The sequence below is a fragment of the Flavobacterium sp. GNP001 genome (assembly GCF_054343775.1).
Genome location: NZ_JBTGUX010000001.1, coordinates 656,133 through 679,020, shown reverse-complemented (window position 1 = coordinate 679,020; position 22,888 = coordinate 656,133). Strand labels below are relative to the sequence as shown.

Below are 22,888 nucleotides of genomic sequence, written 5' to 3'. Positions count from 1 at the left end.
GATATTTCCTAACAATACTATTAATCTTACTTAAAATAAATTAAAGTGTCATTCATCGATTATTTTATACTTTTCAACGTTTTTTTTAAAAAATCAAGTATTTTTATCTAGTATAACACTTCTCTAAAAAAACACTAGAACAAGAGAAAGAAACCAAATACCATAAATTAATAATTAAACCGTATTAAATTATGAATAAAACTCTACCTCTATTCACGTTTATAAGTACTATTTGTCTTTTTATAACCTTACAATATACTGCTTTAGCACAAACGTATTCCTATACTACAGCAGGACTTCATACTTTTTCTGTCCCATCAGGAGTCACCACTATACAGGCAGAAGCCTGGGGCGGCGGCGGTAAAGGCGGTAGTAAATCCTCAGGCAACAGCACTTACGGAGGCGGTGGCGGAGGAGCTTATGCCCGCAAAGCCATAGCCGTTTCAAATGGTACTGTTTACAATTTATCGGTTGGAGCTGGAAGCAGCATTGCAACGTCACCGGGAGGAGATTCGTGGGTGATTGACAACAGCACACTTTTAGCCAAAGGAGGAAATACAGTTCCTAATAATGGAACGACCGGAGCAACCGGAGGCAGCAGTGCTTCCAGTATTGGTGACTTTACTCTTTCGGGCGGAAATGGAGCCAACGGAGGCACTAACGGTGGCGGTGGAGGTTCATCAGCAGGAACCTTACTTGCGGGCACAACCGCGCTTTTACAATCTGGAGCAATCGCCCCAAGTGGAGGTGGCAATGGTGGCAACGGTGCCACAACCGGAAACGCTACTGCGGGAGTCAATCCCGGAGGCGGAGGTGGCGGAGGAAAAGGCAATGATAACGGCGCTTTTGGCGCTTCAGGAAAAGTAACTTTAACATGGCTTTGCCCTTCCTATTTATTACTTTCTACCACAGCAGGAGCTCCAATTTGTGCAGGAGCAAGCAGCACAATTAACGTACTCGGTCTCGCATTAAACTTACCTTCAGGTAATTACACAGTGACTTATAATTTATCAGGAGCCAACACCGCTACAGGACTTACAGCCACTATGGCAGTTAACCTACTAGGTAGCGGAACTTTTTCTACTACGGCACTGAACAATGCGGGAGCTACCACTTTAACCATTACAAACCTTTCTAGCGGGGTGTCACCAACTATTTGCAGTGCAACTCTATCATTAAACAATGTTGCAATCATTACTGTAAATGCGGTACCAACTATTACCGGCACAACTGCTGGCAGCACAATAGGACCCGGCTTAGTAACGCTTTCAGCAACTGCATCCGCAGGCACTATCTCGTGGTTTGGTGCGCCAAACGGCGGTTCAGCCCTAGGTGTGGGCCCAACTTTTATTACACCTCTTATCAATACCACAACCACCTATTACGTTGAAACAAGCACCTTATCTTGTACCTCACCCACTCGCGTGGCCGTGACTGCTACAGTAGCTGAACCCGAAATTGCAATAACAGGTAATTCCGTAGCAATAAGTGATGGTGACCTCACCCCTACAACAGCCGATTGGACCAGCTTTGGATCTATGGAAATCAGCACAGGAATTATCACAAAAACGTTTACAATTTCAAATACGGGAAACGCACCACTACTTTTAGGAGCCATTAGTTTTAGCGGACCCAATGCTGCTGATTTTAGTGTAAATACGTCTCCTAGTTTAATAATTGCTATTGGTGCATCAAGCACATTCTCTATAAGTTTTAATCCAAGTACTCTTGGAATTAAAAATGCCACTTTATCTATCGCCAACAATGATAGCAACGAAAACCCTTTCGATTTTGCGATACAGGGAACAGGTATTCAGAGTTTTTTTGATAGTGATGGCGATGGTGTTTTTGACAATTTTGATATTGATGATGATAACGATGGCATTACCGATATTACCGAAGAAAATAATTGCAACAGTTCAAATGGTAGCAAGGTTGACTACAAATTTTTAAACGAAACATTTGGAACTGGGGGGCGCACCTCTAACTTTACAGCCACATACAATGCAACCACTACTTATTGTTATGAGGATGGTATTGTAGGAACTAATACAACTGCTTGCCCGTTTCAATCTTCAAAAATTTTAGATGATGGTGAGTATACTGTTGTTTCAAAAATAACTGGTACAGTTGCTAGCGACCCTGAAAACATTCATGGCGATTTAGCTTGGTACAATGGCGAAGATCATACTCCGGGAGATACAAACGGAAGAATGGCCGTGTTTAATGCGAGTTTTACACCTGGCACTTTTTATGAAACTACCATAACCGGTATATTATCCAACTTACCCATAACTTATAGTTTTTGGGCGCTCAATATCATGGCAGCTAATACCTATCCTGGTTCTATTTTACCCAATATTACGGTTGAATTTTATGACCTATCTAACAATTTATTGAATACGTTTAATACAGGAGATATCGGTCGTTGTTCCAGTAATGTACTTGACAATACTTGTACACAAGGTCAATGGATGCAGTTTTCTACTAGTGTCAATCTCGGCAATGTCAATGCTTTTACCATTCGGTTCAAAAATAATGCACGAGGCGGCGGAGGTAATGACTTGGCTTTGGATGACATCCTAATATCGCAAACTTTATGCGATCGTGATGGCGATAGCGTTGCAGATTTGTTTGATTTGGACTCCGACAACGACGGACTAGAAGATGTAATTGAAATAGGATTGGGTAGCTTAAGCAACGGTAAAGGTAAAATTGATGCCGCTTGGATTGATATCAACGCCAATGGCTTACATGACTTGGCTGAGCCTATAGCAGCATTGCCAACCTTAGACAGTGATGGTGATGGCGTACCAAATTATTTGGATTTAGACAGCGACAACGATAGCATATTTGATGTAGATGAATCAGGTGCTGGCAATGTCAATGCGGTTTTAGGTTTTGAAAATGGAGACGGAGATATCAACGGAGATGGTGTGGGTGACGGTCTAGAGACAGAAACATTTCGTAACAAAGACATGAACGGCGATGGAACAACCGAAGGATTTGGTGACGGAATTTTAGATATTTATGATTATGGAACCGGAATTAACCAATATGGAAATTTAGGTCAAGGCAGTCTACTGGCACCATTTTTAGACTTTTTACTAGATTCAGATGGAAACAGTATACCCAATTATTTGGATGTAAAATCAAATGGAATTACTTTCGATATTTCGCACACAGCAATTTTGTATCCAAATAAAATATTAGATGCTAATAATGACGGAATTATTGATGGTGGTGCAGATATTGACAAGGATGGTATTTTAGATGCATTTGATACTAATACCGCTGTTTTTGGTTCTCCAAGGGACATCAACACCAAACTATTTTTAAACTTTGATGGTCGAAATGATTTTATTCAAAGTAGCTCGCTTCTTGGCGGATTGGGTGGTGCGACGCTCATGTGTTGGATTGACATCAACCCTTCGTTTTCAGCTGAAGGAATACTTTTAGGTCAAGATAAATTTCATCTCAAAATTGATGCGAGTCGTAAACTTGTCGTGACACTAAACGGTCAAAGCATTCAAACAAGCGTTAGCTTGAATACCGCACAATGGTATCATGTAGGAGCTGTTTTTAATGGCAATTCGTTAAAACTGTTTCTAAACGGAAATGTAGTTGGTGTACTAGCCATCAGTGGAAGTATTGCTCCTGATTTATCCATTTTTACGGTGGGTAAAAATCCTTTGTTAAACACGCAGTTCTTCAGAGGTAAAATAGATGAAATACGCGTTTTTGGCAAGGCGCTAACAGATGTGCAATTGCAAAGAATGGTTTATCAAGAAATTCAGTCTGTTGGATCACAAATTCAAGGAACTGTGATTCCGAAAAATATTGCAAGTGGATCAGAGTTGTTATCGATCACTGACATGCTTCATTATTTCAGAATGGATACCTACAAAGACGATGTTGTTGATGACTTAACCACAGTTGGTGTCGATTTGATAGGCGCTAAATTATTCAACTTTAAAAACATGAATGTGCAAGAAGCTCCAATGCCTTTTCTTACAGAGCGTAATGGCGATTTTTCTATCGCGGCCAACAGTCCAACCAAAGAAATCCGTGGTCAAGATATTATGGACCAAGACTGGTCTATTGTGCATGTAAGACACGATGTAACAGAATCAGCCAATACAATTGACCTCGGGATGATTGTTGATGCCGGTAAAGTTGTAACTGTAACCAACGACTCAAAATTGCAAAACGATTGGTACCTGGTACTAAACGGCAAAATTGATTTAGTAGGAATGTCGCAATTAGTACAAACAGCCGAAAGCGACCTTGCTCCCACTAGTTCTGGATTTATTGAGCGTGACCAACAAGGCCAAACCAATTTGTACAACTACAATTATTGGAGTTCACCAGTAAGCCCGATCAATGCCACCACTAACAATATGGATTACACTGTGAATAATGTTTTTAAAGATGGCACCAACCCCGCAAACCCGGTTAACATTAATTGGATCGACGGATTAAATAGTTCGCCTACTGCCCCACTAAGTGTAACCCGCTACTGGCTTTACAAATATGAAAACAATGCCAGCGCCTATGCCAATTGGATTAAAATTACTGAAAACAGTCCGCTACGCGTGGGACAAGGTTTTACCCTGAAAGGTTCTGGAGCAGGCACCGCTTTACAAAATTATACTTTTGTGGGTAAACCCAACAACGGAACTATCATAACCAATACTGTAAGTGCCAATCAACTTTTGCTCACCGGCAACCCTTACCCTTCTGCCTTAAATGCTTATCAATTTATAACAGATAATATAACTACAATAGACAATTTTGAAAACACAGGAATCAACGGTACTTTATACTTATGGGAACATGCGTCAAATAACAACTCTCATTACCTTAAAGATTACTTGGGTGGCTATGCTGTGCTCAATTTATCCGGAGGTTTACCACCAGTAGTTCCCACTTTAATTGCTGGCGTTGGGTTGAGCAATAAAATACCGAAGCAGTTTATTCCAGTAGGTCAAGGATTTTTTGTTTATGGCAAAAATGGCGGCGGCGGAACTGTCAATTTTAATAATGGGCAACGCGCTTTTCAAAAAGAAACTGCTGCAGTGTCAACTACATTGTTTAAGACTAAAAGCAACTCAAAGAACGCTACTGCAACACCAAAAAATGACAATGATACTGTACCCATAGACACTTTTAAAAGAGTACGCTTGGGTCTCAATACAGCTAGTGGCTACCATAGACAATTGCTATTGGCTTTCATGGAAGACAAGGCAACAGATGGATTTGATTACGGTTATGATGGTATGATATTGGATAACTTCCCTGCAGACATGTATTTTTTACAAGGAACAAATCCTTTAGTAATTCAAGGAGTAGGACGTTTTGATACCGCTGCTAGTTATCCTTTGGGTATAAAAACAGATCGTGAAGGTCCGGTAACCTTTCTACTTGACGGAAAGGAAAATTTTGACAATCAGCAAATGATATTTATTCATGACATGAGCAACAATACCTATCACAATATACAAAATGGAAGTTATACGGTTAATTTACCTCAAGGAAAAATCGAAAACCGTTTTGCATTGACATTCGCTGATAAAACTTTAGGGACTAACGACCCTGAAATTCAAGACAATCAAATTATAGTGATCCATTCTCGAAGCAAAAGTCAGCTTGAAATTACGAATACCACAATAGATAATGGTGTAGAAAATGTAAAAATGTATTCCATCTTGGGGCAATTAATAGCAGAATGGGATGCTAAAGACAAGGGAGTACAGCAGGGAATTTTACCAATAAAATCGGTAACGCCTGGCGTTTATGTTGTGACAGTAATAACCACTAAAGGGCAACTTAACAAAAAAATTATTATCCCGTAAAAGGAAAAAATAAAGACCAATTGAAACCACTTCGCTTCGTATTAAATCTATATTTTGAAGATTTAATATAAAGCGCAGTGGTTTATTTTATTTTACACGTACACTCCATTCAAAATCCATTTCGGATACTTGAACACCTTTTTCGTCAATGCCTATTGATTTCATCCAGAAGGTTTGCCCCTCGCCTGTTGCAATTGTTTCTGAAATAGCTTTGGCAATTAAATGACCATCTTGGCAAGTAAAAGTAATGCGACCAGTTGCTTTTTTGGTAAAATTCCCCTTATTGTTGGCTACCAACATGGAAATTTTGCGTCCGCTTTTTTGAATTTGAAACATGACCAAAGCACCCGTGGCAAGCTCGGCAGCCATGGCCTGAACAGCAAAATACATCGAATTAAAAGGATTTTGATTGATCCAACGGTGTTTTACAGATACCACACAAGCGGATTCGTTTATACTTTGTACTCGCACTCCGCATATAAAAGCCGAAGGCAATTTAAAAAACAAAAATTTATTCAGTTTTGAGGCAGTTAGAGTCATAGTAACTATTTTTTAAAAATTTGTATCGAAAATATTGCAGTCATTTAACGTTCCTTAAAAAGTGAACTCTCATTCGCTGCAAGATGCGTATTACTTGGTTTTTTGGCTAATATACAACAATTTACTATGCGTGCCTACTATTTTATTTTGTTAATTTTATGTTAATTTTAGGTACTATGCGAAACAAGATACTGTCTTTTGAACATATATTTGCATAAGAAATTACTAGGTAACCTAATTTAAAAACGAAAGCCGAGTTTCAATCATCATCAAAAAAATCAAAACATGGAAACATCATCAGAAAAAAACATTGCCACATTTACTCACTTAAGTAGTTTAACACAGTACTTTATTCCATTTGGAAATTATATTTTCCCGATCGTTTTGTGGAGCACTAAAAAAGAGGAATCGACTTTTGTAGATCACCACGGAAAACAAGTACTTAATTTTCAATTGAGTTTATTATTGTACTCCTTGCTATTGCTTGTAATCGCGGTACCTGCTTTTATCATTTCGGTGTTTCAAGACATGCCATTGAACACTTTGGTACATGATCATCATTTTACAATTGAGAATTTCAATTTTGAAAATCACATTGTAGCCTTAACAACAGGATTTGTCTGTATTGCTTTACTGGCAGTTTTAAAAATTTCTGAGTTTTTCTTAATTATCTACGCCTCTATAAAAGCGTCTGCTGGAGAACAATATAAATACCCAATTACTATTCCGTTTATAAAATAAGTTTTAGAATGGGATTCTAGAAAATAAGGATTGGCCCCTAGCCCCGATTGCAATGGAAATCCTTTTTTAAAGTACGAAGCGCGAAGCAGCGAGCTACTTAAAAAAGATTGTAATGAAAAGCGGGAAACAGCTCCTAATAAAAAACATCAAAAATAAATCATCAATCATCAATCAAAAAATGAATCGTTTAATCAACAAAAAATCAAAAAAAAGTACTTATGAACATTGAAAACACAAAAGCACAGATGCGTAAAGGTGTTCTCGAGTTTTGCATCCTATCTGTTTTAAAAGAGAAAGATGCCTACACGTCGGAAATATTAGACACTTTGAAAAACGCAAAATTACTGGTAGTAGAAGGAACCATTTATCCGCTATTGACCCGCTTGAAAAACGATGGTTTACTGAACTATCGTTGGGAGGAATCAACCTCAGGACCACCCCGAAAATATTACGGTTTAACCGAAATAGGACACACATTTTTAAAAGAACTAAGTGGCACTTGGACTGAACTTTCAGATGCCGTAACCTTAATAACCAACCAAAAACAATAGTCATGAACAAAACAGTAAATATTAACTTAGGCGGAATGTTTTTTCATATTGATGAAGATGCATACCAAAAATTAACTCGATATTTTGATGCAATTAAGCGCTCTTTATCTAATTCGTCAGGACATGATGAAATTATTAAAGACATTGAAATGCGTATTTCTGAGTTGTTGAATGAAAAACAAGTGAGTGACAAACACGTGGTTGGTTTAAAAGATGTAGATGCCGTGATTGCTGTAATGGGTCAGCCGGAAGACTATGTTATTGAGGACGAAACAAATACTGGAGCTGCTTTTAGCGCTGGAGACTATCGTAAAAGTAAAAAATTGTATCGTGATAGAGACAAAGGTATGATTGGTGGTGTAGCTGCTGGACTTGGTCATTATTTTGGAATTGATGCGGTTTGGATTAGAATTGTACTTATCCTATTGGTTTTTGCTGGTTTTGGAACGGGAATTTTGGCTTACCTTATTCTTTGGATTGTGACACCAGAAGCTGTTACCACTTCTGAAAAACTTGAAATGACAGGTGAACCAGTTAATATATCAAACATTGAAAAAAAAGTAAGAGAAGAGTTTGAGAACGTTTCTGGTAAATTTAAAAATGTAGATTACGACAAATATGGCAATCAAATTAAAAATGGTGCTGGAAAATTAGGGAACTCTTTTAGCGAATTTGTAATGACTATTTTTAAAATATTTGCTAAGTTTTTAGGTATTATTTTAATCATGACTGGAGTTTCAACCTTGATCTTTTTACTTATTGGAATATTCACCATTGGTTCAGGAGCATTTATAGATTTTCCGTGGCAAGACTTTATAGAGGCGGGCAATTATACAGATTATCCTGTTTGGTCTTTCGGATTATTGATGTTTTTTGCAGTAGGAATTCCGTTCTTTTTCTTATCGTTATTAGGTTTCAAATTGTTAGCTCCAAACATGAAATCGATTGGATCTATCGCCAAATACACCTTACTAGCCTTATGGATTATTGCAGTTTCATTGGCCATTTCGATAGGTATTAAACAAGCAAGTGCCTTTGCAGTTGACGGACGTGTGGTTAAAAAAGAAAATTTAGCTTTACAACCAAACGATACGCTTTTCATTCAATTCAAACACAATGATTACTTTGCTAAAAATGTAGACGATCGCAATGATTTTATTGTAACGCAAGACTCTACAGGTACAGATATCATTTACTCAACAGAGGTGAGCATTCGAATTGAAAAAACAAACGAGAAAGTGGCTTACGTACAAATTGAAAAAGAAGCCAGAGGTAAATCGTTATCAGAAGCAAAAAACAGAGCTGAGGCAATTAAGTACAACTATACTATTAATGGTAATCGCTTGGTGTTTAACAACTACTTATTGACAGAATTGAAAAATAAATACCGCGATCAGGAAGTAGAGATCACATTATTCGTTCCTCAAGGCACACTGATCAAGCCAGATGAAAGCATGCAAAACTACGATCGCTCTGATGATGAATTTTTCAACCTGCACTACAGCTCAGACAATTATATCTACAAAATTGGAGAAAATCAAGCCAAATGTTTGAATTGCCCAGCTGATGAAAACGAATATAATGATGTAGTTGATGAAGATCTTTCAATTGATGTTTCTAGTAATGTTACTGAAAACGATAGCATCACCACTACCACCGTTCGAGTAAATGGCGAAGTTATTAATGTTACTGAAAAAGGAAATCAAAAAACAACTGGAAAAGGATTGACAATAAATAAAGATGGTATAATCGAAAAAAGAAACTAATCATGTTAAAACTAATCACCATAATAACCAAATTTATTGCAGTAGTATTAACCGCATTGTTACTAGGCTCCTGCAATCACAACATCAACTTCAACTCGATTGAAGGCAGCGGAAATATTACTACACAAAAACGCAACATCAGCGGTAGTTTTACTAGTATTGAGGTAAACAATTCCATTGAAGTTATATTAGAACAAGGGGATAAAACAGAAGTTGTGGTTGAAACGGATGACAATTTGCAAAAGCACTTGACTACAACTGTTGAAAACGGAACCTTAGTCATAACATTAGATGAAATTTCAATTAGTGATGCTAGCGAGTTAAAGGTTACTGTTAAAATGCCAACTATTGACGAATTAGAAGCTACAAGTACAGCATCTATAGAAAGTGTTAATTTAATAATAGGCGAAAATGTTCGATTGAATACCTCAAGTGGCGGTAGCATTAACATCGAAATTGAATCGGATATGTTATCCTGTGATAGTAGTAGCGGAAGTGACATAAACGTGCAAGGCAAAGCATTAAAAGTAAAAACTAGCGCCTCTAGTGGAAGCGAAATTAAGGCCAATGAATTACTCGCTAATGAGGTAATAGCAGATGTGTCGAGCGGGGCAAGTACCAGCGTACATCCAATAGTATCCTTAGTAGCAGAAGCCTCAAGTGGCGGTTCGATAACGTATTACAACACACCCAAACGCGTTCAAAAAAATACAAGCTCAGGCGGAAGCATTAACCGTCAGGAATAACAAATCACAAAAAGAAATTAAATCATCCATCACAAGTGGATGATTTTTTTATATTTGTTAAATACCTAATTCGTTTATGCTATGAAAAAATATGCCGCCCTACTTTTACTGCTTTGCTTTACAATTGCAACTGCTCAAAAAAAAGAAAAAATAAAAGGCAATAAAATAGTCACTGTCGAAAACAGATCTATCGCTGATTTTGAACGTTTAGAAATTGAGGACAACTTAGAAATCAACTTAGAACGTGGCGAAAAAGCAGATTTAAAAATTGAAGCTGATGAAAATTTACAAGATGGAATTAAAGTAGAAGAACGCGACGGGACCTTGCGCATTTATTCCACCAAAAATGCTACTTCGTATAAAAAACTATTGGTCCGAATAACCTACACTGCGGCCTTGAGACAAATTATGGCTAAAGGCGAAACAAAAGTTACTGCCATACAAGAATTATTGTTGCCTTCCATGAACTTGGAAGCTACAGATAATGCTGCGCTCTTCATGAACATTAATGCTACTAATTTTGAATACAAAGCCAATGACAAGGTTAAGGCTGAACTAAATATTAAAACCGAAAAATGTCGTTTGGAATTAAGTAAAAATGCAACTGTCAAAGCATTAATAAATGCAACAGATTTACAAATTGATCAGTACCAAAAATCAGAAGCAAAAATTGAAGGAGACGCAACTACAGCAACTATTCGATTGGACAACAATGCTACATTGACAGCCAATAAACTTACGATGAAAAATGTAACTTTAGTTGCTGAGGGTTACACAACAAGTGCCGTAAATGCTAGCAGCACAATAACAATTTCTGCTTCAACAAAAGCTGAAGTACAACTTATTGGTAATCCAAAAATTGAATTAAATCAATTTAGTGATGAAGCCAGATTAATTAAAAAACTAAAATAAATTCGGCACTAAATCGCAGTTTTACAAAAAAGTCCCATTCGCTTTAGCAAATGGGACTTTTATATTTTAATTTAAATCTCTTACTCTTGTGCAGCCAAATATCTCTCTGCGTCTAGCGCAGCCATACATCCTGTTCCAGCAGCAGTAATTGCCTGACGGTAAACATGATCAGCAGCGTCACCAGCCACAAAAACACCTTCCACATTAGTTTTAGAACTTCCTGGAGTGTTCACAATGTAGCCCGTTTCGTCTAAAGTGATATATTCCTTAAAGATATCTGTATTTGGCTTGTGACCAATGGCTACAAAAAATCCAGTTGCTGGAATATCGTAGGTTTCGTTAGTAGATTTATTTAAAACCTTGATAGCCTCTACCACTTGACCATCACCTAATACTTCAACAGTATCATGGTTTAGTAAAATTTCAATATTTTCCGTTTTGCGAACGCGAGCTTCCATAATTTTAGAGGCTCTAAATTTTTCGCTACGAACTAGCATGGTTACTTTTTTACAAAGTTTAGATAAATAATGCGCTTCTTCGCAAGCAGAATCTCCTGCACCCACAATTACAACCTCCTGATTTCGATAGAAAAAACCATCACAAACAGCACATGCAGAAACACCACCACCCATTTGTAAGTAATGTTGCTCTGAAGGCAAACCTAAATATTTAGCAGATGCTCCTGTTGAAATGATTACGGTTTCACAGTGTAATTCTTTAGTATCGTTGATCCAAACTTTATGTATTGGTCCTGAAAAATCAACTTTGGTTGCCCAACCATCTCTCACGTCTGTACCAAAACGTTGCGCTTGCGCTTGCAAACCCACCATCATCTCTGGTCCTGTAATTCCTTCTGGATTTCCTGGCCAGTTTTCTACTTCGTTTGTAGTGGTCAATTGTCCACCAGGCTGCATTCCTTGGTACAATACCGGATTCATATTAGCTCTAGCAGCATAAATAGCTGCTGTGTAACCTGCTGGTCCTGATCCTATAATAAGGCATTTTATTTTTTCGATTGTATCTGACATGATTTGATTATTAAAATTTTCTGGTACAAAAATAAGCTTTTATTGTAGTGCGCGATAATGTACTACATCAGTTTTAATTATTTGGCAATAAAAAAATCCTTCTTGAATGAACAAGAAGGATTAAGTCGGGGTGGCAGGATTCGAACCTGCGGCCTCCTGCTCCCAAAGCAGGCGCGATAACCGAGCTACGCTACACCCCGAAAGCGGGTGCAAATATACAACTCTTTTTGGCTTGCGCAAGTATTTTATTTAATATCGACTAGAAATATTTTTTAATAATATTTTAGCTAAGCCTGATTACTTCTGAATCGGGCAGGCCTTCCCTAGCCCAGATGACAGCGAAAAGCGTTGCGCAGGTTGTATGCTACTTTTTTAGACCTAAAAGAGCGACCAAAGGAAGCTCCTTTTGGGACTTAAAAAAAGTAAATACGACTGCAAAACCTTGAAGTGCACAGCTGGAATGGCTTTAAAATAAAAAAAGTAAAGACAAAATATAACAGTTGCTGTGCTACTTTGAAATCGTGGTTAATCGATTGTTAACAAAATAGATTTTCATGAACCATAAAAAATTGTATTTTTACGGTTCAAAATTCAGAAAAATAAATGGGCAAAATCATCGCGATTGCTAATCAAAAAGGAGGCGTTGGAAAGACTACTACATCGGTCAATCTTGCTGCTTCATTAGGCGTTTTAGAAAAAAAAGTATTACTAATAGATGCTGATCCGCAGGCCAATGCTTCGTCAGGATTGGGTATTGATGTAGAATCAGTTGAGATCGGTACGTATCAAATATTGGAGCACAGTCACACTCCCAAAGAGGCTGTTGTTACCTGTTCGGCTCCCAATGTGGATGTTATTCCTGCACATATTGACCTTGTTGCGATAGAAATTGAGTTGGTTGACAAGGAAAATCGCGAATACATGCTTAAAAAAGCGCTCGAAAGTGTGCGTGAAGAGTACGATTATATTATTATAGACTGCGCACCATCGTTAGGGTTATTAACTTTGAATGCTTTGACAGCGGCAGATTCAGTAGTTATTCCTATTCAGTGTGAATACTTTGCCTTAGAAGGTTTGGGAAAATTATTGAATACTATTAAAAGTATCCAAAAAATTCACAATCCGAACTTAGACATTGAAGGATTATTATTGACCATGTTTGACTCGCGCTTGCGTTTGTCTAACCAAGTTGTTGAAGAAGTTCAAAAACACTTTAACGATATGGTTTTTGAAACCATCATTCAACGAAATGTAAAACTAAGCGAAGCACCAAGTTTTGGTGAAAGCATTATCAACTATGATGCTACAAGTAAAGGAGCTGTAAATTACTTGCACCTTGCACAAGAGATAATAAAGAAAAACAGTAAATAATTTTATGGCACAAGCAATTAAAAAACAAGCCTTAGGAAGAGGATTATCAGCATTGTTAAAAGATCCTGAAAACGATATCAAATCCGTTGATGATAAAAATGCCGATAAGGTTGTAGGTAATATTATTGAGCTTGAAATTGCAGCAATTGAAATTAACCCGTTCCAGCCTAGAAGTAATTTTAATGAGGAATCATTACGCGAATTAGCTACTTCGATCAAGGAACTCGGCGTTATTCAACCTATTACTGTACGCAAATTAGATTTCAATAAATTTCAATTAATATCAGGGGAACGTCGTTTGCGTGCCTCTACCCTTGTAGGCTTAACTACCGTACCTGCTTACATTCGAATTGCTAACGATAACGAGTCGCTGGTAATGGCATTGGTAGAAAACATTCAACGCCATGACCTTGACCCTATTGAAATTGCACTTTCGTACCAACGTTTGATGGATGAAATTCAGTTGACACAAGAGCAAATGAGCGAGCGTGTGGGTAAAAAAAGATCTACAATTGCCAACTATTTGCGCTTGTTAAAATTAGATCCGATTATTCAAACCGGAATACGTGATGGTTTTATAAGCATGGGACATGGTCGTGCGATCATTAATATTGAGGACCAAGATGCACAAGCTGATATTTACCAAAAAATCGTTAGTCAAAATTTATCGGTACGTGAAACGGAAACTTTGGTAAAAAACTACCAAGAAAGTTTGAAACCAAAAGCAGTAGGTAAACCAAAAGCAGCTTCATTTGAAATTGCCGAAGATCATAAAAATGATTTTGCCTCCTATTTTGGAACGAAAGTAGACGTTAAAGTAGCTGGTAACGGTAAAGGAAAAATTACCATTCCTTTTCACTCTGAGGAAGATTTTAATAGAATTATTAAACTAATTAAAACCTAGTGTTTAAATCGTCAATCCTTGTATTGTTTCTGTTTTTGCTAACGAGCGTTTCTATTTTTGCCCAAGATGAAAACGCTACCATTTTAGTTGCAAAAGATTCAGTACAATCCAACAATATCGACCCGTTAACCCCCGCCAAAGCAGCCTTTTATTCGGCTGTTTTGCCTGGTTTAGGGCAAGCCTACAACAAAAAATACTGGAAAATTCCGCTAGTCTATGGGGCTATTGGAACTAGTGTTTACTTTTATGTTGACAGCAACAAAAGGTACCGTCAGTATCGCACTGCTTACAAAGCACGATTGGAAGGCGTAGTAACCGAAGATTTAGCATTTTTAGATAACAACCGTTTAATTACTGGTCAGAAATTTTACCAACGTAACCGCGATTTATCTGCTTTATTTATTGCAGCTTTTTATGCCTTAAATATAATTGATGCCAATGTTGACGCGGCTTTATTACAATTTAATGTTGATGAAAACTTATCGTTAAAACCAGTTCTTTATCCAAATGATGTAACAATGCGCACCAATGTAGGACTAACGTTCAATTACCGTTTTTAAAAGTAAAGAACTTAACATACATCGCTATGGCATTGCTCGAAAAAATAAGTCACAACCAATACCTACTGATACTAACCGCTTTGCTATTGATAACAATAGCAAATTATTCTCAAATCAGTTTTTTTGAACCGATGAAAATGAATGATTTTTTCTCAGGGTTTTTCTTGGGAGCGTTGATTAGCTTGGTACTAATTGGATTCTACTATAAAAAATTTAAAAAATAAAAAATGAAAATTGCGCTTTTAGGATACGGAAAAATGGGTCAAGTAATTGAGCGAATTGCTCTTGAAAGGGGTCATGAAATCGTTTTAAAAAAAGATCAAAATAATAGCTTTGATGGACTAGAACAAGCTGATGTAGCAATTGATTTTAGTGTACCAAGCGCTGCAGCCAACAATATCAGTAGTTGTTTTCATGCTAATGTACCTGTTATCTCAGGTACAACAGGCTGGTTAGACCAATACGAAACTGTTGCTGCACTTTGTTCAGAGAAAAAAGGTGCTTTTATATCGAGCTCTAATTTCAGTTTAGGAGTAAATATCTTTTTTGAGTTAAATGAATACCTAGCTAAAATGATGTCCAAATTTAATAGCTATGATGTGAGCATGGAAGAAATTCACCATACTCAAAAATTAGATGCCCCGAGTGGTACTGCCATTTCATTAGCCAAAGGCATCATTGAAAACAGTAATTACAACAATTGGACATTGGAAAATGCTACGGCAAATGAAATCCACATTGAGGCCAAACGAATAGGAACAGTTCCTGGGACACACACGGTAACCTACGACTCGACTGTTGACGCTATCGAAATAAAACATACGGCACACAATCGTGAAGGTTTTGCTTTAGGCGCAGTTATTGCCGCTGAATGGATCGTAGGTAAAACAGGAATATTTACCATGCGCGATGTTCTAGAACTATAATCAATCAAATAACTTTAATTAGAGTAGCATTATAAAATACAGCTCTTTTACTAAAATAATTATATCATGACAGCATATCAATGGTTCGTTTTTTTCTTGATAGTACAACTGATCCACTTTTTAGGGACCTGGAAATTGTATGTTGCTGCTGGGCGCAAAAGCTGGGAAGCAGCAATTCCTGTGTACAATGCCATTGTTTTAATGAAAATAATTGGTCGACCAACTTGGTGGACCGTATTGCTTTTTATCCCAATTATCAATTTAATTTTGTTTCCCGTAATTTGGGTTGAAACCTTGCGCAGTTTTGGAAAAAGAAGTTCTTTAGATACCTTTTTAGGAATTGTAACTTTAGGATTGTACATCTACTACATCAATTACACTCAAAAATTGACGTACATAGCGGATAGAAATTTGACACCGCAAACGAAAGCTGCTGATACAATTAGTTCTTTATTATTCGCTATTGTGGTTGCAACAATCGTACATACGTATTTTATTCAACCTTACACAATTCCGACATCATCACTTGAAAAATCATTATTGGTTGGTGACTTTTTGTTTGTTAGTAAGGTAAATTATGGCGCAAGAGTGCCTATGACCACTGTTGCTTTGCCTATGGTACATGATTCTATCCCCTTAACGCACAAAAAATCGTATTTGAAATGGCCTCAGTTGCCTTATATGCGCATGCCTGGCACTCAAAAAATAGATCGTACTGACATTGTGGTTTTCAACTGGCCTGTTGATACGGTTTATCGATTTTTTGATACGTCAAAAAGAAGAGCCGACAAACCTATTGACAAAAAATCGAATTATGTAAAAAGATGTGTTGGTATTCCTGGTGATTCGTTGTCGATTGAAGACGGTTACGTTTATATTGATGGCAAATTATTAACGTTGCCAGAACGCGCAAAACCGCAATTTTCATACAAAGTTGCTCTTGATGGTAAAACGCCTATTGATTTAGAATATCTTTTTAAAGAGCTTGATATTACTGATCGCGCTTTTTATACCAATGAAACAACGAAAGATACTATTTTCATGAGCGCTCTGACCGAAGCATCAGCAGAGGTTTTAAAAAATACTCCTGGCGTAACAGCAGTAGTTAGACAAATTGCTAGAGATGTTGATCAGGCTAACTTTGGAAAAGGTGTTTTCCCTCATGTACAAAAGTGGAATAGTGATAACTACGGTCCAATTTACATTCCTGAAGCAGGTAAAACGGTAGCTTTGAACAGCACTACTTTGCCTTTTTACAAAACTATCATTAGCGATTACGAACAAAATGACTTAAAAGTTACAGGAGATGAAATCCGCATCAACGGAAAAGTAGCTACTACTTACACTTTTAAACAAAATTACTATTGGATGATGGGTGACAACCGCCACAACTCTGAAGATAGCCGTTATTGGGGTTTTGTACCTGAAAATCACATTGTAGGGAAACCAATTTTTATTTGGTTGAGCATTGATCCAAACGGAAAAGGCTTGAATAAAATTCGTTGGGAACGCGTGTTTACCACCGTAAGTGGTGAAGGACAACCACAATCGTACCTACAATTATTTTTGATTGGATTAGTCGTATTTTTCGTTGGAGATTATTTCTGGAAAAAGAGAAAAGCTTCAAAAGTTTAAAACTCAAATACTCTAATAAAATTCATAAAGGAAAGCAGTAGATTTCCTTTATGAATTTTTGTTTTTTATTACTCATTTTATTTCAAACGATCATGAATATTATTTTACACCCTACCTACTTCCCATCCATCAGTCAATTTGCTGCTATTGCACAAGCGGATCAAGTAAGCTTTGAAGTAGAAGATAATTTCCAAAAACAAACCAGCCGTAACCGTACCTATATTTACAGTCCAAACGGAATTCAGCTTTTAAATATCCCTATTAAACATTCGAAAGAGAATCGTCAAAAAACAAAAGACATTCGCATTGAAACTGAATTTGGATGGCAAAAACAGCACTTTAAATCACTAGAAGCGGCCTATAGAAGCTCACCGTTCTTTGAATTTTTTGAAGACGATATCAGACCTTTGTTTGAAAAACAGCACGAGTTTTTATTAGACTTAAATTTTGAAGCGCTAGAAATCGTTTTGAAATGCCTGCGATTGAAGCTCGATTATACCAAAACAACAGTGTATTCACCTGAAATTACTGACGGTCAAACTATTGATTTTAGACATTTGGCAAACGGAAAAAAAGACACATCCATTTTTGAACCTTACACACAAGTATTTGATGATAAGTTTGGATTCTTAAACAACTTAAGTACTTTAGATTTACTTTTTAACGAAGGGAAATTTGCGTTGGATTATCTTAAAAAACAACCGCTACTGCATTTGTAAAAAATTTTATTCGTAGGAAAGGCGTGCCATAATTGGAAAATGGTCAGAATTGATGAATTTTGGAAAACTCTCGAAGTCTTTCACTTTCATTTTTTCATCGGCAAAAATATAATCAATACGCGCTGGATAGTATCTGAATTTATAAGTTTCGCCGAAACCTTTACCTGCTTCTTCAAAACTGTCTTTCATTTTACCCTTAATATTGCGATACACGTACGAAAATGCACTATTATTCATATCACCACAAATGATGATTGGATAGGTGCATTGCGCTTTATGCTCGCTAAATAAAGCCGCTTGTTGCTGTTGTTGTTTAAAAGCTTTGCTTATTCTAAAGAACAGCTTTTGCGATTTGCTTTGGTTGATGGCATCAATATTTTCATCAATTTCATTTACGTCAGGCGAAATTTTGATCGATTGTAAGTGCATGTTATATACTCTAATAATATCTTTTCCTCGCTTGATATCAGCATAGATTACATTATTACTAGAGTTTGGAAAAACGATATGACCGCGATCAATAATAGGGAATTTAGAAAAAATAGCTTGACCAGATTTGATTTGGTCACCTGAGGTATGAATGTAGCGGTGCGGATACACTTTTAAATCGATTCCGGCACTAGCAGAATATTCTTGAATACACAGAATATCTGGATTTTTTTCGTTGACAAATGAAAGAATATCTGCTGGCACATCATCGCGATCAATCCACTTGAAAACGTTGAGCAAGCGCACATTGTAACTCATTACTGTAAAATCTTTCTCTTCAACTGGAAAATTTGGATGCGAAAACTTGTAAAATTTATTGATAAAAGTGATTCCGATTAACAAAACCAAACCCGATACCACCAATTGTTTTTTAAATTGAAGCGTCCAATAAACAAAAAACAAAGCATTAAAAATAAAAAATAAGGGCATAAAAAGCGTGAGTACCGAAAGTATCGGGAACGATTTTGGAGCCAAAAAAGGCAACAAATACGCGATAAATGTAACTAGAGTTAACAGGATATTCAACAAGAACATTCCTTTATTAAACCAAGAAAGATTTTTCATGCCAACTAATTTAAACCATTATTTGTGCTTTGCACATTAATGAACTACTTCCCTACTTTAAACAAAAATTCTTTTTCTTCTTTAGATAAACTATCATAACCTGATTGACTAATTTTGTCTAAAATAGCATCAATTTGTTGCTGAGATTCATCTTTTATTACAATTCGTGAACTTGTGTTTGCCACAGGTTTTTGATATGTTTTATGAACCGCCTTGAATGGTGTTCCTTGTTTTCTCTTCAATCCATTTACAAAAAAGTTTATTAATTGAGTAACACCTTTTGATAAATCAGTACCATTTTGTAAGCACTTTATAAAGATATAACCAAACAATGCTCCGCCTAAATGCGACAAATGGCCGCCCATGTTGGCAGAGCGCAATTGCATCAAATCCATAATTAAAATTACAGCAGTAATATGCCATAATTTTACGTTACCAATGATTAATAATCGCAAATCCATCAAAGGATTATAAGTAGTTACTGCTACTAAAATAGCCATGATAGCGGCTGAAGCGCCAATGATAGGCATACTCACACCCAATAAATAAAACACCAAGCAGTACACCAAACCAGCAAAAATGGCACTGAGAACGTACAAACCAAATAATTGTTTGCCTGTGAAATAGGTTAAAAATAATCGTCCTGAAAAGTTAAGCACCAATAAATTAAACAAAATGTGCATAAAATCATTATGGAAGAAAGCATAGGTAAGCAATGACCACGGCTTCCAAAGCAAATCAGAAGCATCCGAAGACAAGCTTACATAATGCAAATAATCAATTTGTACTCCAGCCAAAGAAAGTATTGAGAACAAAAGCCAAGGCAAAACAAAACAAGCGATATTCCAAAAAATGAGTCGGATCACGATGCCACCCATTTTGTATTGTAATTTTAAATCATCAATAATCCCCATACGATTTCAGCTATTAAATAAATCGGCATTTAAAAATAATTAATTTCAAGCAAAATGAAAAGTTAGTTCCAACGATTTTTATTGAATTGATTTTTTTTCCAATACCACATCATAAAAAAACCAACAAGCGCTCCGCCTAAATGTGCAAAATGTCCGATGCCACTTCCGCCGCCAAGCACTGATTTGCCAACTATTCCTGAATACAAATCCAAAAGTAAAACTGCGGGAACAAAATACTTGGCTTTAACAGGAATTGGCACAAACATCATAAACATTTCTACATTTGGAAACATAAAAGCAAAAGCCACCATAACCCCATAAATAGCACCCGATGCACCAACGGCAGTACCGCCATAAGCCGAAACAAAATTATAGAAAGCAGTTGGTGACATTACCTCTTCCCATTTTGAATTAACCTGACCTTGCTGCAACAATTGCAGCACCTCTGCTTTTGTAAAACCATTCGAAGCCAAAGCATCAATCCCCGATTGGAAGAAATAATAATTCACTCCTGTATGCAACAAAGCAGCACCTAAACCACAAGAAATGTAAAAAAATAAAAACTTGCCACTGCCCCATCGTTGTTCAAGTGTGCATCCAAAAGAATACAACGCAAACATATTGAAAAAAATATGCATAAAACCACCATGCATAAACATGTGAGAAAGTGGTTGCCACGCTTTAAAATGGGTGTTTTCAGGAAAATATAAAGACAATATTTTATACACAGGCTCGCCAAGTAGATACGTTCCTGCAAAAAATAAAAAATTAATAATAATTAGTTGCTTTACGGTTTCGGTCATATTTCTCATACTGCAAATTTTTTATCAAGATCCTCAACACGCATGGTGATAAAGGTCGGTTTTTGAAATGGTGAAACATTAGGCTCCTTACAAGCAAACAAGCCGTTTACTAAATTTTCTTGCTCTTTTTCAGAGAGATGCGTGCCTGTTTTAACGGCTAGACTTTTGGCCATAGACTTGGCAATAGTATCATTTTGACTGAAACTACTATCTGGAATTCCGTCTTGTAAATCACTTAACAATTGCTCTAAAACCAACGAAACCTCACTCTCAGTCACATTAACAGGAATCCCTGAAATGACAATATGATCAGTAGCATTGTCATCAAATACAAAACCTGTATGAACCAATGCTTGTTGCAACTCTTTGATTAACTCCATCTCAGTTGTCGAATAAAATAAATTGAGAGGAAAAAGCAATTGCTGACTAGCCGCTTGATTTACTGTCATGTTAACCAAAAATTGTTCGTATAGAACTCTTTGGTGCGCACGCTGCTGATCTACAATCACCATTCCGGATTTTATGGACGAGACAATGTATTTTTTATGAATTTGATACGTTTTATGAACGGCTTGCTCCACCTCATCATCGCCAAACAAGGACGATGTTACCTCTTCATTTTCAAAATTCATCTGCCCAACTTCAAAAGTATCTTGCTTAAGACCTACATACAAGCTTTCCCAACTAGCGGTAGGTTCTGTTTTTTTATACGAAGAAAAAGACGCTTTTGGTTTTTGTTCTGCAAAAGGATTAAAATTTCCATCCACCTGAATGGTTGGTGTTTCGCCAGTCAAATCCTTGTAATGATAAGGCGTATCTAAATTGGCATCTCTATCAAAATCTAAAACTGGAGCAACATTAAACTGACCCAAACTGTGTTTAATAGCAGCTCTCAAAATAGCATACAAAGCATGTTCATCATCAAACTTGATTTCGGTTTTGGTAGGATGAATATTGATATCTATTGTATTCGGTGGCACTTGTAAGTATAAAAAATAACTAGGTTGAGCACCGTCTTTTAAAATTCCGTCGTACGCAGACATGACTGCATGATGCAAATAACCGCTTTTGATGTAGCGATCGTTCACGAAGAAAAATTGTTCTCCTCTGCTTTTTTTTGCAAATTCGGGTTTGCTCACAAAACCTTGAATGGTAACGATATCTGTTTCTTCCTGTACCGGAACCAATTTCTCGTTTGTTTTTCCGGAAAAAATACCAACAATACGTTGCCTAAAACTCGCTGGAGGCAAATTAAACATCTCGCTACCGTTGTGGTAAAAAGTAAAATAAATAGATGGGTGTGCCAATGCTACGCGCTGAAATTCATCAACAACATGACGAAATTCGACCACATCCGATTTTAAGAAATTTCGGCGCGCCGGAATATTAAAAAATAAGTTTTTGATAGCAAACGAGGTCCCTTTTGGAAGCACCGCCATTTCTTGCGAAACAAATTTACTGCCTTCAATTATAATATGATGTCCTAACTCCTCTTGATCTTGTTTGGTTTTCAGCTCTACGTGTGCAATTGCAGCAATTGAAGCTAAAGCCTCACCGCGAAATCCTTTGGTATGCAGCGAAAATAAATCTTCGGCCAAACGGATTTTTGAAGTAGCATGACGCTCAAAACATAAGCGCGCATCTGTTACACTCATTCCTTGCCCGTTATCAATAACTTGCACAAGCGCTTTACCGGCATCTTTTATAATTAATTTGATATCAGTGGCTTTCGCATCAACCGCATTTTCCAGCAATTCCTTTACTACTGATGCTGGTCTTTGAACAACTTCACCGGCAGCAATCTGGTTAGCAACATGATCAGGAAGCAATTGAATAATACTCGACATTAAAAAAATAGATTTAA

18 protein-coding genes and 1 tRNA gene are annotated in these 22,888 nt (G+C 36.9%); 12 read left to right on the top strand and 7 right to left on the bottom strand.

Annotated features, from left to right (window positions below):
• Positions 1-191: 191 nt before the first annotated feature.
• Positions 192-5,855, top strand: a complete 5,664-nt coding sequence (locus tag ACXX8U_RS02855; RefSeq protein ID WP_458564521.1) for a DUF8693 domain-containing protein — start codon at positions 192-194, stop codon at positions 5,853-5,855.
• Between the two features lie 87 nt (positions 5,856-5,942).
• On the opposite strand, the gene ACXX8U_RS02850 is transcribed toward ACXX8U_RS02855, so the two are convergent.
• Positions 5,943-6,395, bottom strand: coding sequence for a DUF4442 domain-containing protein (locus tag ACXX8U_RS02850; protein ID WP_210788758.1), 453 nt, complete (start codon positions 6,393-6,395; stop codon positions 5,943-5,945).
• Between the two features lie 285 nt (positions 6,396-6,680).
• Between ACXX8U_RS02850 and ACXX8U_RS02845 the strand changes: the two genes are divergently transcribed.
• The 5 genes from ACXX8U_RS02845 (at position 6,681) to ACXX8U_RS02825 (ending at position 11,111) form a co-directional block, all read left to right on the top strand.
• The gene (locus tag ACXX8U_RS02845) at positions 6,681-7,136 is read left to right on the top strand and encodes a DUF4870 domain-containing protein (RefSeq protein ID WP_458564520.1); all 456 of its coding nucleotides are present in this window, start codon (positions 6,681-6,683) and stop codon (positions 7,134-7,136) included.
• 218 nt (positions 7,137-7,354) lie between these two features.
• Positions 7,355-7,687 (top strand): PadR family transcriptional regulator, encoded by a 333-nt coding sequence (locus tag ACXX8U_RS02840; RefSeq protein ID WP_458564519.1) that lies wholly within the window; start codon positions 7,355-7,357, stop codon positions 7,685-7,687.
• A 2-nt stretch (positions 7,688-7,689) separates the two neighbouring features.
• The gene (locus ACXX8U_RS02835) at positions 7,690-9,453 is read left to right on the top strand and encodes a PspC domain-containing protein (protein ID WP_458564518.1); all 1,764 of its coding nucleotides are present in this window, start codon (positions 7,690-7,692) and stop codon (positions 9,451-9,453) included.
• A gap of 2 nt (positions 9,454-9,455) precedes the next feature.
• Positions 9,456-10,199, top strand: a complete 744-nt coding sequence (locus tag ACXX8U_RS02830; RefSeq protein WP_458564517.1) for a head GIN domain-containing protein — start codon at positions 9,456-9,458, stop codon at positions 10,197-10,199.
• Between the two features lie 81 nt (positions 10,200-10,280).
• The gene (locus tag ACXX8U_RS02825; protein ID WP_458564516.1) at positions 10,281-11,111 is read left to right on the top strand and encodes a GIN domain-containing protein; all 831 of its coding nucleotides are present in this window, start codon (positions 10,281-10,283) and stop codon (positions 11,109-11,111) included.
• 80 nt (positions 11,112-11,191) lie between these two features.
• On the opposite strand, the gene trxB is transcribed toward ACXX8U_RS02825, so the two are convergent.
• Together trxB and ACXX8U_RS02815 are read right to left on the bottom strand one after the other, a co-directional pair.
• Positions 11,192-12,139, bottom strand: a complete 948-nt coding sequence (trxB, locus tag ACXX8U_RS02820; RefSeq protein ID WP_458564515.1) for a thioredoxin-disulfide reductase — start codon at positions 12,137-12,139, stop codon at positions 11,192-11,194.
• A gap of 125 nt (positions 12,140-12,264) precedes the next feature.
• Positions 12,265-12,339: transfer RNA gene (locus tag ACXX8U_RS02815), tRNA-Pro, on the bottom strand.
• A 403-nt stretch (positions 12,340-12,742) separates the two neighbouring features.
• On the opposite strand from ACXX8U_RS02815, the gene ACXX8U_RS02810 reads away from it, so the two are divergent.
• From ACXX8U_RS02810 to ACXX8U_RS02785, 6 genes are all read left to right on the top strand, one after another.
• Complete coding sequence (locus ACXX8U_RS02810) at positions 12,743-13,510, top strand: ParA family protein (RefSeq protein WP_166136650.1); 768 nt, start codon at positions 12,743-12,745, stop codon at positions 13,508-13,510.
• Positions 13,511-13,514: 4 nt separating this feature from the next.
• On the top strand, positions 13,515-14,414 hold the full coding sequence (locus ACXX8U_RS02805) for a ParB/RepB/Spo0J family partition protein (RefSeq protein ID WP_458564514.1): 900 nt from the start codon (positions 13,515-13,517) through the stop codon (positions 14,412-14,414).
• The gene (locus tag ACXX8U_RS02800; RefSeq protein ID WP_458564513.1) at positions 14,414-14,974 is read left to right on the top strand and encodes a DUF5683 domain-containing protein; all 561 of its coding nucleotides are present in this window, start codon (positions 14,414-14,416) and stop codon (positions 14,972-14,974) included. Before ACXX8U_RS02805 ends, ACXX8U_RS02800 begins: the two co-directional genes overlap by 1 nt.
• Positions 14,975-15,201: 227 nt before the next feature.
• On the top strand, positions 15,202-15,900 hold the full coding sequence (dapB, locus tag ACXX8U_RS02795) for a 4-hydroxy-tetrahydrodipicolinate reductase (protein ID WP_458564512.1): 699 nt from the start codon (positions 15,202-15,204) through the stop codon (positions 15,898-15,900).
• A 66-nt stretch (positions 15,901-15,966) separates the two neighbouring features.
• Positions 15,967-17,535, top strand: a complete 1,569-nt coding sequence (gene lepB, locus ACXX8U_RS02790) for a signal peptidase I (protein WP_458564511.1) — start codon at positions 15,967-15,969, stop codon at positions 17,533-17,535.
• A gap of 92 nt (positions 17,536-17,627) precedes the next feature.
• A complete protein-coding gene (locus tag ACXX8U_RS02785) occupies positions 17,628-18,254 on the top strand; it encodes a WbqC family protein (RefSeq protein WP_458564510.1) in 627 nt (208 codons plus the stop codon).
• Positions 18,255-18,260: 6 nt separating this feature from the next.
• On the opposite strand, the gene ACXX8U_RS02780 is transcribed toward ACXX8U_RS02785, so the two are convergent.
• The 4 genes from ACXX8U_RS02780 to mutL form a co-directional block, all read right to left on the bottom strand.
• A complete protein-coding gene (locus ACXX8U_RS02780) occupies positions 18,261-19,307 on the bottom strand; it encodes an endonuclease/exonuclease/phosphatase family protein (protein WP_458564509.1) in 1,047 nt (348 codons plus the stop codon).
• Positions 19,308-19,351: 44 nt separating this feature from the next.
• A complete protein-coding gene (locus tag ACXX8U_RS02775) occupies positions 19,352-20,221 on the bottom strand; it encodes a rhomboid family intramembrane serine protease (protein ID WP_458564508.1) in 870 nt (289 codons plus the stop codon).
• Positions 20,222-20,283: 62 nt separating this feature from the next.
• Positions 20,284-21,033: a rhomboid family intramembrane serine protease gene (locus tag ACXX8U_RS02770; RefSeq protein ID WP_458564507.1), complete on the bottom strand. Its 750-nt coding sequence runs from the start codon at positions 21,031-21,033 to the stop codon at positions 20,284-20,286.
• Entirely contained in the window at positions 21,030-22,871 is a 1,842-nt protein-coding gene (mutL, locus tag ACXX8U_RS02765; RefSeq protein WP_458564506.1) for a DNA mismatch repair endonuclease MutL, read from the bottom strand. Before mutL ends, ACXX8U_RS02770 begins: the two co-directional genes overlap by 4 nt.
• Positions 22,872-22,888 lie beyond the last annotated feature (17 nt).